Annotated in this window: 13 protein-coding genes and 1 other RNA gene; 7 read left to right on the top strand and 7 right to left on the bottom strand. The window is 36.6% G+C overall.

The window, feature by feature from the left end:
* Positions 1–278 precede the first annotated feature (278 nt).
* Both Q0X89_RS09560 and Q0X89_RS09555 read right to left on the bottom strand, forming a co-directional pair.
* A complete protein-coding gene (locus Q0X89_RS09560) occupies positions 279–686 on the bottom strand; it encodes an acyl-ACP thioesterase domain-containing protein (protein ID WP_297693499.1) in 408 nt (135 codons plus the stop codon).
* A 1-nt stretch (position 687) separates the two neighbouring features.
* Positions 688–1,734, bottom strand: a complete 1,047-nt coding sequence (locus tag Q0X89_RS09555) for a glutaminyl-peptide cyclotransferase (protein ID WP_297693497.1) — start codon at positions 1,732–1,734, stop codon at positions 688–690.
* 147 nt (positions 1,735–1,881) lie between these two features.
* Between Q0X89_RS09555 and ffs the strand changes: the two genes are divergently transcribed.
* The 3 genes from ffs (at position 1,882) to fsa (ending at position 3,635) form a co-directional block, all read left to right on the top strand.
* Positions 1,882–1,980: signal recognition particle sRNA small type (gene ffs, locus Q0X89_RS09550), an RNA gene on the top strand.
* Between the two features lie 124 nt (positions 1,981–2,104).
* Positions 2,105–2,914, top strand: coding sequence for an SDR family oxidoreductase (locus Q0X89_RS09545; RefSeq protein WP_297693495.1), 810 nt, complete (start codon positions 2,105–2,107; stop codon positions 2,912–2,914).
* A gap of 67 nt (positions 2,915–2,981) precedes the next feature.
* Entirely contained in the window at positions 2,982–3,635 is a 654-nt protein-coding gene (gene fsa / locus Q0X89_RS09540; RefSeq protein WP_297693493.1) for a fructose-6-phosphate aldolase, read from the top strand.
* 58 nt (positions 3,636–3,693) lie between these two features.
* On the opposite strand, the gene Q0X89_RS09535 is transcribed toward fsa, so the two are convergent.
* Positions 3,694–5,073: a transaldolase gene (locus Q0X89_RS09535; RefSeq protein WP_297693491.1), complete on the bottom strand. Its 1,380-nt coding sequence runs from the start codon at positions 5,071–5,073 to the stop codon at positions 3,694–3,696.
* 176 nt (positions 5,074–5,249) lie between these two features.
* Between Q0X89_RS09535 and Q0X89_RS09530 the strand changes: the two genes are divergently transcribed.
* The gene (locus tag Q0X89_RS09530) at positions 5,250–6,878 is read left to right on the top strand and encodes an ABC-F family ATP-binding cassette domain-containing protein (RefSeq protein WP_297693489.1); all 1,629 of its coding nucleotides are present in this window, start codon (positions 5,250–5,252) and stop codon (positions 6,876–6,878) included.
* Between the two features lie 29 nt (positions 6,879–6,907).
* Positions 6,908–8,050 (top strand): hypothetical protein, encoded by a 1,143-nt coding sequence (locus tag Q0X89_RS09525; RefSeq protein ID WP_297693487.1) that lies wholly within the window; start codon positions 6,908–6,910, stop codon positions 8,048–8,050.
* 55 nt (positions 8,051–8,105) lie between these two features.
* Here the strand turns inward: Q0X89_RS09525 and Q0X89_RS09520 are convergent, their stop codons facing one another.
* Positions 8,106–8,822, bottom strand: a complete 717-nt coding sequence (locus Q0X89_RS09520; protein ID WP_297693485.1) for a hypothetical protein — start codon at positions 8,820–8,822, stop codon at positions 8,106–8,108.
* 202 nt (positions 8,823–9,024) lie between these two features.
* On the opposite strand from Q0X89_RS09520, the gene Q0X89_RS09515 reads away from it, so the two are divergent.
* The gene (locus Q0X89_RS09515; RefSeq protein WP_297693483.1) at positions 9,025–9,576 is read left to right on the top strand and encodes a fasciclin domain-containing protein; all 552 of its coding nucleotides are present in this window, start codon (positions 9,025–9,027) and stop codon (positions 9,574–9,576) included.
* 1 nt (position 9,577) lies between these two features.
* Here the strand turns inward: Q0X89_RS09515 and pheT are convergent, their stop codons facing one another.
* Positions 9,578–12,004 carry a phenylalanine--tRNA ligase subunit beta gene (gene pheT, locus Q0X89_RS09510; RefSeq protein ID WP_297693481.1) on the bottom strand — a complete coding sequence of 809 codons (2,427 nt, stop codon included), beginning with the start codon at positions 12,002–12,004 and terminating at the stop codon, positions 9,578–9,580.
* Positions 12,005–12,131: 127 nt separating this feature from the next.
* On the opposite strand from pheT, the gene Q0X89_RS09505 reads away from it, so the two are divergent.
* Positions 12,132–13,352 (top strand): peroxiredoxin, encoded by a 1,221-nt coding sequence (locus Q0X89_RS09505; protein WP_297693479.1) that lies wholly within the window; start codon positions 12,132–12,134, stop codon positions 13,350–13,352.
* Between the two features lie 45 nt (positions 13,353–13,397).
* Here Q0X89_RS09505 and leuB read toward each other — a convergent pair whose 3' ends face one another.
* Both leuB and Q0X89_RS09495 read right to left on the bottom strand, forming a co-directional pair.
* Entirely contained in the window at positions 13,398–14,516 is a 1,119-nt protein-coding gene (leuB, locus tag Q0X89_RS09500) for a 3-isopropylmalate dehydrogenase (protein ID WP_297693477.1), read from the bottom strand.
* The gene (locus Q0X89_RS09495) at positions 14,517–15,689 is read right to left on the bottom strand and encodes a 2-isopropylmalate synthase (protein ID WP_297693475.1); all 1,173 of its coding nucleotides are present in this window, start codon (positions 15,687–15,689) and stop codon (positions 14,517–14,519) included.
* Between the last annotated feature and the right edge of the window lie 66 nt (positions 15,690–15,755).

Below are 15,755 nucleotides of genomic sequence, written 5' to 3'. Positions count from 1 at the left end.
GTACTTTATATCACTTAAAGAGCACAAAGCCTTGTAGTATTAGGGCTGTAAAATTGAGGACATATCGCCTTGAAGGCCTAATTTCATTGATAACTAAGCCATAAAGCTTGTAGGAAAAATAACTTTTTTAATACGAATAATCTGTACATATTTAGCTATGAAATCTGATCAAATTGCCGGAACTGGCATCGTATTAAAAATCTTACCTGCAAGAGCACCAGAGGAGTGTTAAAAGTAGGATTGGTATAATAAATAACCTTTGGCGCATATTAATTCAACTAGGGATTCCTTGTCACATCTGCAAAAATAGAACGTATTTCCTCTGTAATTCGTGTAGGCTTAAGTGTTTCCGGACTAAGAAGGCACCAAGTCGTTTTTGAATGAACTAAAAGTGAATTCGTTTTGGCATTATACATCTCAACAATCCTGGTTGAAACTGCTCCTTTTGAACTTTCAATATAAGTTTTAAGAAGAATGGTATCACCCAAGCCGGCTGCGCTTTTATAGGTTATGTTATGATTAAGCACCACCCAAATAAAACGCTGCTGAAGTTCATTAGAAGTCAGGTGCTGCCAATGTTCTTTGGAAATATCCTGAATCCACTGAACATAGCGAACGTTATTTACATGATTCAGGTCATCAAGATCATCAGATTGAACAACCAGCGTTTTTTCAAATGCCTCCATTCTATTTCTTTTTGATCTTTATTTCAAAGAGTTTATCCCAGTTTTTGCCTGTAACAAAGAATGTGCCTCTTGTTGGGTTGTATGCTACTCCGTTTAAAACATCAAGATTATCATGTTTTTTAACTCTATTCTTCAATCCGGCCATATTAATGACTCCTTCAATTGCGCCGCTCTCTGCATCAATGATCATCATACTTTCCTTTTGCCAGACATTGGCATATATTTTCCCATCAACATATTCCAATTCATTTGCTTTATTAAAAATCGACTTGTTGGTAACCGTTTCAATATGACTTACTTCTGTAAGTGTTTCGGGGTCTAATAACCATATTTTTTCAGTGCCATCACTTTTATAAATCATATTTCCGTCATTACATAATCCCCAGCCTTCCTTGCTCTTCCCATATTGAAAAGTATTAAGCTCTTTGAAGTCAGAAAGCCGGTAAACAAAACCTAAGCCTTTACGCCATGTAAGTTGGTATAGCTTATCATTCAAAATTGTAATTCCTTCTCCAAAATATTCTTTGGCCAGATCTTTTTGCTGCAGAACTTTACCCGTTTTGAAATCCACTTTTCTAATAAAAGATTTGGCATTTCCACCACTACCGGTACTTTCATATAGGGTGTCATTGTAGAACTCTAATCCTTGCGTAAATGCTTTTAAATCGTGAGGATATTCGTTGATAATTTCATAGGTGTAAATTTCGGGGGCTGCATTTGATAAAACCCTTATGTTTTTAGTTATTTCTGCTGTTTTCCCTTCATATTCAATAACAGCCTTCAGTTCTTTTAGTCCTAAACGTGTAACGTCCAGATTTAATTTATCTCCTTTTAATTCCAAAATTTGCCCATCAATGGAATAGCTAACTTTATCTATTGTTTTACCTTTTTTATTCTTTATAGCAACAGCTACAGACTCAAGATTTTTATAGTCCTTTTTTTTGCCGGCTAATTCAATTTCAAATAATTGTTTGGGTTTTTGTTCTCCTTCGCAGGCTAAGATCAAAATGGCCATTCCTATTGGAATGAAAAACTTGATGAAATTCATACGCGATTCTACTTCTATGGTTTAAGAATAATAAGCTCTAAATTGGAAGCTGCTAAGAGCAAAAGTATTATTTATTTAAATGCTTTGGAACAAAAATAAGAATGTAAAAGGATTGTTCCAGATTTAAAATGGTCGTATATTTGCACGAGGCAAGTCCTACACGACCAGCTCCCTCTGAATCCCCCAGGGTGGGAACGCAGCAAGGGTAAGAGGTTGTAGCGGTGCGATGTAGGTAGCTTGCCTTTTTTTTGTGCCATATATTTTCTGTTTATAGCACATTCAGCAATTTAATTTAGTTCACCGCCCGAGTCTCTAATATAGATTTCAGTATTTTCTTCCTCTTCTTTTTATTTGTTTATTTGCAAGGCATATGAGACAAAAAATTGTTTTAATAACCGGAGGTTCATCCGGAATTGGCAGGTCTATAGGTGTGTATCTTCAGTCTAAAGGATATAAAGTCTATGGAACTACCCGTAACTTGAAAAACTATCCTGGATTTACCGATTTTCAACTCATAGAATTAGATGTCACAGATAATAGCAGTATTGTAAAAGCCATAAATAATCTGATTGCCCAGGAAGGCTTTATTGATGTACTAATAAATAATGCCGGAGTTGGAATAACAGGTCCGATTGAGGAAACCCCTGAAGTGGAAATAAAAAAAGTATTTGACACTAATTTCAACGGGCCAATTAATGTATTAAGAGCTGTATTACCTCAGATGAGAGAGCAAAATTCCGGACTGATAATAAATATTACCTCAATAGCCGGATATATGGGATTGCCTTACAGGGGGATTTATTCTGCCAGTAAAGGGGCCTTAGAACTACTCACAGAAGCACTGAGGATGGAGACCAAAGACTTTGGTGTTAAGATTGTGAATTTGGCACCCGGTGATTTTGCAACGAATATAGCAGCAGGCCGTTACCATGCACCGGCACATGAAAACTCTCCATATTACAAGTCTTACAGCAAGTCACTGGCAATAATAGATGAACATGTAAATGAAGGTCAGGATCCTGTTAGGGTTGCAGAAATGGTGTTTAAAATTATCAATACCAAAAACCCAAAAGTTCACTATAAAGTAGGAAGTCCAATGCAAAAGTTCTCATTGGTTTTAAAGAAAATATTGCCAGATAAAGTTTATGAACGCCTGTTATTGAATCATTATAAATTGTAGTTTTGTCTGCTCACTTTTTTAAAGTCCTAGCGCAGCACAAAACTGTTATTTAAACTAAAGAAACCATATGAAATTTTTTATTGATACCGCAAATTTAGATCAAATTAAAGATGCTCAGGAGCTTGGTATTTTAGACGGGGTCACTACTAATCCTTCTTTAATGGCAAAGGAGGGGATCACCGGAAAGAATAATATTCTAAAACATTATGTTGATATCTGTAATATTGTAGAAGGCGATGTATCTGCCGAAGTTATTGCAACCGATTTGCAGGGAATGATAAGAGAAGGAGAGGCTTTAGCAGATTTACACCCACAAATTGTTGTAAAAGTTCCCATGATTCGCGATGGGGTAAAAGCGCTTAAATATTTTGCAGATAAAGGTATTCGAACAAATTGCACACTTGTTTTTTCACCGGGACAAGCCCTTTTAGCTGCTAAAGCCGGAGCAACGTATGTTTCGCCGTTTATCGGAAGATTAGACGATGTATCTTCAAATGGAGTACACCTTATTTCAGAAATAAGACATATTTATGACAATTATGGGTATGAAACACAGATTTTGGCGGCTTCAATACGACATACCATGCATATTATTGACTGTGCCAAAGTAGGTGCCGATGTTATGACAGGTCCTTTATCTGCTATTGAAGGACTACTTAAGCACCCTTTAACGGATATAGGATTAGAAAAGTTCTTAGCTGATTATAATAAGGGCAATTAATTCAATTACCGCTGTAAGGAATAAGCAATATAGTTTATTAAGCTTCTAAAATTGGCTTTTAGAAAGAAGTGTATACGTTGGCAAAACCATCTACAATTATGCCATCATTTGCAATTATGCTCCTGTTAGGATCATAGACAATGAGTGTATGTGCAACGTCCTCAAAATTATCGGTCCAAAATTGCTCGCTTTTATCTAATTGAGAAACTTCGAGCATATTATTCCATCGGGAAAGGTCAGTTCGCACATTTAGGCCAATGAAGGTGTATTCCGGATATTTTTCTTTTAATAAATTAATCCGTTTAATCATATTGGTAAAATGCCTTTTTCTAGGTGCTGACCAGAAGTAAAATACAACCGTTTTATCTTTTCCAATTTCTTTGATGGAAACCTTGTTGCCTTCAGAATCATATACCAGGAATTCCGGGAGTTCCTTTTGGGGTTGTAAATTTCTAACCCCGTCATAAAGCCCGTTTATTTCATGAATGTGTCTATTGTTCCCGGACATTTGATGAAATTCCTTAATGAAAACTTCAATATTTTCTTCTTTGTCATACTTGAGCAAATAATCCATTGCGACATTCCGAAATAAATTATCTCTGAGTTCATTCTGTTTTATCAGGCTATCTATTAGCTTAAGTTTATGTTGATTATAATGTAGTTGGTTTTTAGCCATCTTAATATTCGTCTTACAGCCATTTTTGCAATCCATATATGAAAGGTTGCCTAAATGATATTTCATGAAATTGTAATATGGACGATAATAACTAAGGCCGTTGTCATCATACTTGATATCAGCACGATAGTCGTAAAAATCAGGGGGAAGATTGTGAATAGACTTTTCACCTTTTTTCCTTTTATGATAAAAAGGATAGGCTTCTTTGAAGATGTAGGAAGTGTACATTATACCAGCTTTTGCTATTTCCATAGCGCCCTCGGAGAGCTCTGCCTCGGTCGAGAGCTTATTAAGGGCTTCGAGCTTTACATTTTTTAAAGAATCTATTTTCAACCTGAATGATTCTGGCTCCAGGTCATAGTATTTATAAATCAGCTCTTCTTCCTGTTCATTGGCCAGAAACATTTCTAAAAGAAAGTTATTTCCCTGTTCGTTTGATCCTGAAAAAACGAGCGATTCATCAAAATCAACGGTATTAAGTCTTAACTGTATACTATCACCGTCTTCTAAAATCACATATTGTTCTTCCGGAAAGTGATAAAAATGGTGAAGTCCATCATCTACTGAATCTAATTTGAAGGAAAATCTGTTATTCTCATCAAGATGTGCGGTGTCGAGAGCCATGTCTCCTTTGTAAAGAACAACATACTCGCTGGTAGGGTTCACAATTTCACCGCCAAAATAAACCTCAGAAGTTTTCCTTTGCGCGGTATTACAAGCTGCCAGTAAGAAAATAATAAAATATAGTAAAGTTTTATTCATATAATTTTCGCTGCCTACAGTATACAAAACTAGTCAAACCAATAGGCTGTAGCTGTTAAGGCACAGTTAAAAGTTCACAATCATTGTTAATTGGGAAAGCCCATGATTCGCATCGCGGATAATTGCCACTTAGGATTATTTTTCCCTATTTTTGCAAAAATTTTAAAAACACAAGTATGTTATCTGTTTCCAATTTATCAGTTCAATTTGGTAAAAGAGTACTTTTTGATGAAGTAAATGTCAGTTTCACTCAAGGCAACTGCTATGGTATTATTGGTGCCAATGGGGCAGGGAAATCTACGTTTTTAAAAATACTCGCGGGTGAAATTGACCCAACCTCCGGCAGCGTAAACCTGGAGCCAGGAAGGCGCATGTCTGTTTTGGAACAAAATCACAATGCATATGACGAGGTAGCAGTTCTGGAGACCGTTGTTATGGGTAACAAACCTTTATATAAAATTAAAAAGGAGATAGATGCTCTTTATGCGGACTATAACGATGAAAATGCCGATAGAATTGGAGAGCTTCAGGTAACTTTTGAAGAAATGAATGGTTGGAACGCAGATAGTGATGCGGCTACCTTGCTTTCTAATTTAGGAATTCCGGAGGTATTGCATTATACCTTAATGTCTGAAATGGATTCCAAATTAAAAGTTCGTGTTCTTTTAGCTCAGGCTCTATTTGGTAACCCGGATGTTTTAATCATGGATGAGCCTACTAACGATTTGGATTACGAGACTATTACCTGGTTAGAAAATTTCCTTGCTTCTTATGAAAATACCGTGATTGTTGTTTCTCATGACCGTCACTTTTTAGATGCTGTTTGCACCAATATTGCCGACATAGATTTTGGTAAGATCAATTCTTTTTCCGGTAATTATTCTTTTTGGTATGAGAGCAGTCAATTGGCAGCCAGGCAAAGGGCTCAACAAAATAAAAAGGCAGAAGACAAGGCCAAGGAATTACAAGAGTTTATTCAACGTTTTAGCGCCAATGTTGCCAAAAGTAAACAGGCAACATCAAGAAAAAAAATGTTGGAAAAACTTAAAATTGAGGATATTAAACCATCGAGCAGGAGATACCCTGCAATAATTTTTGAACAGGAACGAGAAGCCGGAGATCAAATTTTAAATATTGAGAATTTATCGGCGAAAAGTGAGGATGGGGAAATACTATTCCAAAACCTTAATCTGAATTTAGCAAAAGGAGATAAAGTAACTATTTTGTCCAGAGATTCGAGGGCTACAACTGCTTTCTATGAAATTATCAATGGTAAAAGAAAAGCAGATACTGGCACCTGTCACTGGGGAATTACTACAATACAATCCTATTTGCCTGCAGATAATTCTGAATATTTCAATGAAAATTTAAATTTGGTGGATTGGTTGAGGCAATGGGCCAAAACCGAAGAGGAAAGAGAGGAAGTATATATCCGCGGATTTTTAGGTAAAATGCTGTTTAGTGGGGAGGAGGCCTTAAAAAAATGCACGGTTCTATCCGGAGGTGAAAAAGTACGATGCATGCTTAGCAGAATGATGATGATCAGAGCTAATGTTCTGATGTTGGATGAGCCTACCAATCACCTTGATCTTGAAAGTATAACGGCCTTTAACAATTCGCTTAACAATTTTAAAGGCACTGTATTATTTACTACTCATGATCACCAATTCGCTCAAACAGTGGCAAATAGGATCGTAGAATTGACTCCAAAAGATACTATAGACAGATATTTAACGTTTGATGAATATATGTCTGACAAGGCTATACGAGAACAACGTGATAAAATGTATGCAATACCCGTATAGCTGAATAGGACTTCCCAAATCCTAATGCTATGCAAACCTACAGAATTTACTTTCTATTGCTTGCCCTATTCGTGGTGCGGTGCAGCGACAATACCGATGGAGATCTGGAATCCAAAGAAGAATTCCCGAATGTAGATACAACCTACTCACTCCTAATGCAAACCAATGATCTTCTAACTCAAATTAACCTGAACGCAGACGGTGAGACAATTTTCTTAGATCCGGGTATAAGTGAATTTGAAAGTAGTGCGCTTCCTGCAGTTACTTACAGAGACGGTCACGAAATAAGTATTTTCAATCTTCGAACAGATTGTTCAGGAAGAGTTTCTTTGTATGATTTTAAAAATGATGCTTTGCAAAAAACGATTGTTTTTGATGATCTGGGAAATTGTGATCTTGAAGTTCGGGCGCTGGCGCATTCAGGAAATGACTTCTACATTGGCTATGAGGTTCCCGGGGAAGGCCTAAAAGAGACGCTATATTATTTTCGAACCATTGATATCTCAAATTCAGAACCGGAAATTGTTGATATTGAGTTGGATAAAAGACCTTTACAGGCTATTTTTTCAAATAATATGGTATTTATTTTATCAGTGGATTTAGAAGATGATAATAGAAATTACCTTAAGGTGTTTGATACTGTAAATGAAGAATTTGTAGCAGATATAAACCTCGGATTTGATGTGCTGAAACTCTTTAAATCTGAAGGTGGCAATATAATAGTCAGTTATCCCGAATTACACAATATTGTTAGTAGTTCTTCAATGGCGATAGTAAAAACCACGCGTTATGAGGCCGGTAAAGAACCCCGATTTGGGGATTCTGAGTCTTCCTCCAGCGATGAGCAGGGTAATTTATACTATTCAATGCCGACCAATTTTGCAGGGACTTCATATCCCACTATTCCGGCAGTTTTTGACTTCGAAACTAATACCGCGATTCTGTATTACTATGAGAATTTTTTATCTGAACAGGAACAATCAGTTGAATTCAAAATTGGTAGTACTACAATGGTTTCATATGATGCCAAGAACAATTTAATTGTAATTGGATATAAGAAGTCAGGAGAGCCGGATAAAGGAGGGTTGTTGCGCATCAGACCTATTCCCAATCCCGCATTTATAGATAATATAGACCTTAGTGGCGTCCCATTTCAGATATATACAAACTAAAGAATAGCAACAGGAATCTTGATAAGTGTTTTTGTGTTTGCGTTAGAATTCTTCCTCAGGCATTAAAATATTTACTATTCCATATAGCCGGGTTAAAATTCTTACCTAAAGCGAACCCGTAAAAAATAACTACCGCGGCGATAGACTTAAACATAAAAAAGAATATTATCATGAACTCCATCTGCGAACTTGATTTTGAAAAAAGACCGTTCGGAACAACAAGCGTAGTTAGAAAACTAATCAATATTACAAGAAGTGTAAGATTGATAATGTTCTTAAATGGCCAAACCAGAATCCGGCGCAATGAATGCAGATCGTTGCCCCATTTATCAATTAAATAAAAATATCCATTCCCAATTGGAGCAAATAACAGGGGATCATCTTTATCCGCTAATTTGAAAAGCTTTGAAGGTGCTACTATTTTAAAGCCCTCAATTTCCATGTTATGTTTTTCTTCCAGTAATTTTATCTTCCCGATCGTTTCATCAGGAATTTCACCTTTAAAATACTTTGAATCAAGGAAGCGAAGTCTGTAATTAATGCAGATATCCTTAATTTGATCAATGTGAAAAATTCTATCTGTCTCTAAAAGGTCAAAGTCGAAATTATTTTCTACCCTATTGCTTTTACCAGCTATTTTCTTTAGAATTTTTTCATCCTCCCGGGCAGATTCCCGCAGGAGTAAATAAACTTCATTAATAATTTGTTCCTCGGAGTACTGCCGTTTAGCCTTATATAGTTGCTCCTGAATATTTGTAGACTTAAATAACATTGGTTTCCTTTTATAGCAATTGGCCCAAAAATAATGATTTGAGTTTATGAAACAAATTCTGTTTAACATTTAAGCAATGTTAATATTTTGTTAAATTCTTTCAAATGCATTTTCAATAAATTGTATGTCCCATCCAGATTTGTATCTTGTCGGCTTTCGTATACCGTTCATCGATAATTTCAAATAAGATAAATTAGATTCCATGAAATATTTGGCCACCCCCCTAAGCCTACTTGCCTTATTGGCTGCTTCTACAACTTTTTCTCAAACTTCCCTGGCTTCTGTTTCTAATGATCTTTTAAAGAAAACAATTATTCGGAGTACCGAGGAATCTCAAAGTCACAAAATGCTTCATGCTGCGGTAAAAGCTGCCGATCTTGAAGAAACACTTGCCGGAGACGGACCATTTACTGTTTTTGCCCCTTCAGATGGCGCCTTTGAAAAAATGTCTTCAGATAAGATATCCGAGTTATTAAGACCAGAAAACAAGAAGGCATTGCAGTCTTTAGTTACTTATCATATAGTTGCCGGTAAACTCACAGCTTCCAAGATATTACGAGCTATGTGCAGGGGTAAAGGTAGTGCCATTTTAACCACAGTTCAGGGTAATGAGTTATTAGTCACTATGGATGGACTGGACATTGTTCTAACAGACTGTTTTGGTAATATGGCCAGGATAACCTCTGCGGATTTCAATCAGAGTAATGGAGTCATTCACGAAATTGACAGTGTAATTTTACCCAATCAATTTTAATCTATCGCAGCACTGCACCTAACTCTTTTTCAAAGCGCTGTTGCAATTTTTTCATAATCTTATCAATCTGCTTATCCGTTAGTGTTTTATGTGGATCCCCGATAGTAAACCCAAGAGCGTATGATTTTTTTTCCGGAGGGAGATTCTTTCCGGTATAAACGTCAAAAAGTGTTATGCTTTTGAGTAGATTCCTTTCTGTATCGTATGCAATAGTTTTGATTTCATCAAAAGATATACCTGTGTCCAATAGTAGAGCCAAATCTCTTTTTACCTCAGGGAATCGCGAAATTTTCTCAAAAATTATTTCATTCTTACTAATAATCTTTGATAATGCGTCCCAATTAAAATCGGCATAAAATACATCTTGTTTGATATCAAATTCTTTTAAAATAGCTTTTTGAATCATTCCAAAGGAGACCAATTCAGTTTTATTCTTATTCAGGCTCAGACCTTCATGGAATATGTCATTCTGTTCGGAGAAAGATTCGTAATTAGTGATACCAAGGCGCTCTAAAACCAGCTCAACGGCTGCTTTTAGAAAATAAAAATCTGTAGGCTTTGAAGGTGCGATCCAACTGTTCTCATTGCGAATTCCCGTGACAATTAAGCTTAAGTGCTTAGATTCTATATATTTCGATTTGATTTGCTGGTATGTTTTCCCGAATTCAAAAAAATTCAGGTTCTGTTTTTTTCTGTTTATATTATATGAAACAGTTTCTAGAGCATTGAATAACATGTTTTGTCTCAAAACTGACAAATCTGTACTTAGCGGATTTAATATAGTAACCCTAGATTCTTCAGAATTATTATCTATTAATTTGTCATAACCAGGAGTGGTTAAGCTATTGGTCAAAATTTCATAAAAACCTCTGGAAGCCAGCAAGTCACCAATTAGTTTTTCAAGTTTATGATCTTCAAACCTGCTGGTGCTGGCAATAGAAGCATTAAGCTTTTCTTTGGAATCTATGTTGTTGTATCCGTAAACGCGTAAAATTTCTTCAATTACGTCCACTTCTCTTTGCACGTCTACCCTGTAAAATGGAATAAGTAGTCCTAATCCGGATTCGGTAGCGTTTTTAACCTTTATATCCAGGGAGGCTAAAATGGACTTAATTGTGTCTGCCGGTATTTTTTGACCAATTAAAGCCTCAATTTTTTCAAAAGAAAGAAATACCTGATAATCATCTTTTTTTCGTGGATATAGATCAATGATATCAGACGTAATATCTCCCCCGGTGATCTCTCGTATTAGTAAGGCTGCCCTGCGAAGGCAATATTCTACATTATTTATATCCACACCTCTTTCAAAACGAAATGAGGCATCTGTATTTAAACCGTGCCGTTTTGCGGTCTTTCTAATTGAAACAGGGTCGAAATAAGCACTTTCAAGAAATATTGATTTTGTATTTTCCGTTACACCTGTATTAATACCTCCAAAAACTCCGGCGATACACATTGGTTTCTCATCATCGCAAATCATGAGGTCTTCTTTATCCAATATGCGTTCCTCACCGTCCAGGGTCATAAATTTAGTTCCCGATGGTAAGGTTTTTACAATTATCTTTTTTCCCAGAATTCTATCGGCATCAAAAGCGTGCAAGGGTTGTCCCAATTCGTGCAGAACATAATTTGTGGCATCAACCACGTTGTTAATAGGGCTAAGACCAATAGCGCGCAGCCTGTTTTTTAACCAATCCGGTGAAGGCTGAACAATAAGATTACTGAGTGTTACGCCACAATACCTAGGCGCAAGATTATTATTTTCAACAGATACATCTATTTTAAGCGATCTGTTTTCAACATTGAAATTACTTACAGAAGGAGTAATAAGTTCTGTGTGAATATCTCTTTGAATCAACCCGGCCTTCAGATCCCTCGCCACTCCATGATGGCTCATGGCATCGGCCCTGTTTGGTGTTAAGCCAATTTCAAAAACTTCATCATTCTCTATTTTAAATATTTCAGAACAAGCAGTTCCGGGAATGAGGCCTTCACTTAAAATCATTATACCATCATGGTTGTCACCTAAGCCTAACTCATCTTCTGCACATATCATTCCGTGACTCTCAACACCTCTAATTTTTCCTTTCTTAATTTTCAGGGTTTCACCCTCGTTTGTGTGTAGTGTGGAACCAATGGTAGCCACAGGTACCATTTGACCTTCGGCCACATTTGGGGCACCACAAACTATTTGAACAGGTTTTTCTAAACCAATATCAACCGTTGTAAGTTTTAACCTATCTGCATCCGGATGTTTTTCACAGCTTAAGACATGACCTACAACTATGCCCTCTAAAGAACCGGGAATAGACTCGAATAGGGAAATACCTTCTACTTCAAGACCTAAATTGGTTAGAAGTTCCCCTGTTTTTTCTGCTTCCCAGTCGAGTTTAAGAAACTGCTTTAACCAGTTATAGGAAATTTTCATTGGTTAGTTTTAGCCTGCAAAGATAAAACAAAGGACTTACACATTCAATATACCGGAGGATGATTAGCTTTATTTTTTATTGAAGGATTTTAATCGTTATTTCGCATTAAATATTAGAACTAATCTTATGAGAAGATTTTACTGCTTTTCTCTACTTCTTTTAACTTTACTTTCCTGTGTTAACCCCAAAAATGAAGGGCTACGAGAGGGTAGGTGGTCCGCGCAATTGGAGGTGATGGACAAAGAGGTTCTTCCCTTTAATTTTGATTTAAAAAAAGAGCATTCAGGGTATGTAATCAATATTTACAATGCAGAAGAAACTATTCATGTTGACGAGATTGATATCAATAATGATAGTATAAAAATTAAAATGCCCGCGTTTGAAGGCTATATCTCAGGGACGTTTAGTGATTCAGCTATTAAGGGTGATTTTATAAAGGAAAGCCTGGATAGAATTGTCCCATTTAATGCCGTATTTGGAGATAGTACAAGATTTCGTAGCTCAGAAAATGCCCGATTAAATGTTTCCGGGATATGGGAAACCAAATTCAGTCCGGATACAGAAGACGAGTATTTGGCAAAAGGAATTTTTTCGCAGGAAAAAAACAGGGTAAGTGGGACCTTTAGAACTAACACAGGGGATTATAGATATTTAGAAGGAATTGTAGATGGGGATAGTTTAAAATTATCAACTTTTGACGGAGCTCACGCTTTTTTGTTTACGGCAAAGGTGACGGATAGCAGTTTAACCGGAACTTTTTATTCAGGAAATCATTTTAAAGAGCCTTTTATTGCTCACCGGAATGACCAATTTGAATTGGCTGATGAAGAGTCACTCACATTTTTAAAAGAGGGATATGAAGAATTGCAGTTTTCGTTTCCTAATGCCAATGATGCTCTTATTTCATTAGAAGATCCCAGATTTAATGGCAAAGTTGTAGTTGTTCAAATTATGGGAACCTGGTGCCCGAATTGCCTGGATGAAACTAAATTTTTGTCGGAATATGTAAAAACCAGAAAACGAGACAATTTTGAGGTGGTTGCATTAGCTTTCGAGTACGCAAAGACCAAAGACCTGGCGTTCAAAAGAATTGAAAGACTTAAAAACAGAGTAGGGGTACCTTATCCAATACTTCTGGCGCAGTACGGCAGTTCAAACAAGATCAAGGCAAATGAAAAACTCCCAATGTTAAATCATATTTTGTCATACCCAACAACTATATTTATTGATAAAAGAGGAAAAGTAAGAAAGATTCATACCGGATTTAACGGACCGGCTACAGGGCAAAAGTATATTGATTTTAAGGAAGATTTTAATGATTATATTGAATTACTACTAAGTGAATAATTCACTATTTAATTTAGCTGGTTCCGGCACCAATGATCATCTTTCTTAAATTATTGTAGATTTTCCTAACCAAATGTTTTCACGGTTGATTATGAGATGATCATCCAATTCCCTTATGTTGCTGGAAATAAAATCACCAACATAATTTGTCCCATATTTACTGTTTTTATCCAAGTCAGGGGTTACTATTTCATTTTTCATTGACTTCAGAACCGCTATTACAACTGCTTTCGACTCTTCATCCAGTTTAAAATGATCTAGCAGCATAGCCGCTGATAAAATTGATGCTATAGGGTTAGCTATATCTTTATCTTTAGCCTGAGGATAAGAGCCGTGAATGGGCTCAAAAAGTGCGTTTTTCTCTCCCACTGAAGCGGAAGGCAATAGTCCAATTGAGCCACCAATTGCGCTTCCTTCATCAGACAGAATATCACCAAACATATTTTCAGTAAGAATTACATCAAATTGGCTGGGATTAAGTATTAGTTGCATTGCTGCGTTGTCTATGAATAAAAAATCTAATGCAATTTCCGGATAACTTTCTCCAATTTTTGAAACCACTTTTCGCCATAATCTCGAAGATTCCAGGACATTTGCCTTGTCTACGAGTGTTACTTTCTTTCGTCTTATTTTAGCTGCCTTGAATGCCAAATGAGCAATACGGCTAATTTCTGCCTCAGAATAAGTGCATAGGTCAGAGGCAACGGTACCATCTTTACTCAGGTGCTTCTCACCAAAATAAACCCCACCAATAAGTTCGCGATAGATTACAAAATCAGTACCACGGATAATTTTTTTCTTTAGCGGGGATCTGTCAATAAGGGATGGAAATACTTTTACCGGTCGGATATTGCTAAAAAGATCCAGCTCTTTCCTTAATTTCAAAAGGCCTTGCTCCGGCCTGATTTTGGCATCGGGATCATTGTCATATTTAGGGTCTCCGATTGCACCGAACAATACTGCATCTGAATCTTTACATAATTTCAAAGTGGCATCAGGAAGTGGGTTACCCGTTTTATCTATTGCCTCTGCTCCAACAATCGCTTCAGTAAATTCAAATTGATGACCAAAGATCTCCTCAACAGTTTGAAGGCACTTTACGGTTTGAGCAGACACTTCGGGTCCAATTCCGTCACCAGGTAAAAGTGCAATTTTAAGGTTCATTTATGCGATACTTTCAATATTTATTGGACTTGCTTCGATTATTTGATGGATATCATTGTCAACGATTTCTTTTTTCCGGTCTGCAAATTTTAAGAATTCAGTATAAACACTATCCAATTGTACTTTGGTGAGTTCATAACCTACTTTTTTGGCTCTGTATGCCAATGCTGCTCTACCACTTCTTGCGGTAAGCACTATGGAAGATTCGTTGACTCCAACATCTTCCGGATCAATAATTTCGTAAGTTTCTCGTTTTTTGATCACTCCATCCTGATGTATTCCGGAACTATGCGCAAACGCATTTGAACCGACAATAGCTTTGTTGGGCTGTACCACCATTCCCATTTTATTTGAGACCATTTGGCTGGTACTGTATAATAATTTGCTGTTAATATTGGTATCCAGATTAAGATCCGGGTGCTGTCTTAAAATCATCACAACTTCTTCAAGAGAAGTATTTCCTGCTCTTTCTCCAATACCATTAATTGTACATTCTATCTGTCTGGCGCCGTTTATGACTCCAGAAATAGAATTAGCTGTTGCTAAGCCCAGGTCATTATGACAGTGACAAGAAAGTTTAGCTTTGTCAATTCCTTTTACATTCTCTCTGAGATATTTCATTTTTGCACCATACTCCTCCGGAAGACAATATCCTGTAGTATCAGGTATATTTAATACAGTAGCTCCTGCTTTAATAACAGCTTCGCATACACGCGCCAGGTACTCATTATCTGTCCTTCCTGCATCTTCAGCATAAAATTCAACATCCTCTACAAATGTTTTTGCATACTTGACGGCATCAACTGCTCTTTCCAGAATTTTATCCTGTGTTGAATTAAATTTGTATTTTATATGTGAATCAGAGGTGCCAATTCCCGTGTGAATTCTGGGTTTTATTGCATACTTTAAAGCTTCGGCGGCTACTTCGATATCTTTTTTAACAGATCTTGTCAATCCACATACCGTTGCTTTCTTTACAATTTTTGCAATTTCATTGACAGAATTGAAATCACCGGGGCTCGAAATTGGAAATCCGGCTTCAATAATATCAACGCCTAATTCATCCAGGCGTTCTGCAATTACAAGCTTCTGTTTGGAATCTAGTTTACAGCCCGGAACTTGTTCACCATCCCTGAGTGTAGTATCAAAAATGTCTACCTTATCTTTACTCATTATTTTTGCATAATTTTAGTCATAATACGAATATATAGTTAGGAATGCGAATTGCTTTTATACCTA

Source organism: uncultured Eudoraea sp. (genome assembly GCF_947258525.1).
Taxonomy (GTDB): domain Bacteria; phylum Bacteroidota; class Bacteroidia; order Flavobacteriales; family Flavobacteriaceae; genus Eudoraea.
Note: the sequence above shows the minus strand (reverse complement) of the source record. Positions and strands in the feature narration are given on the sequence as shown.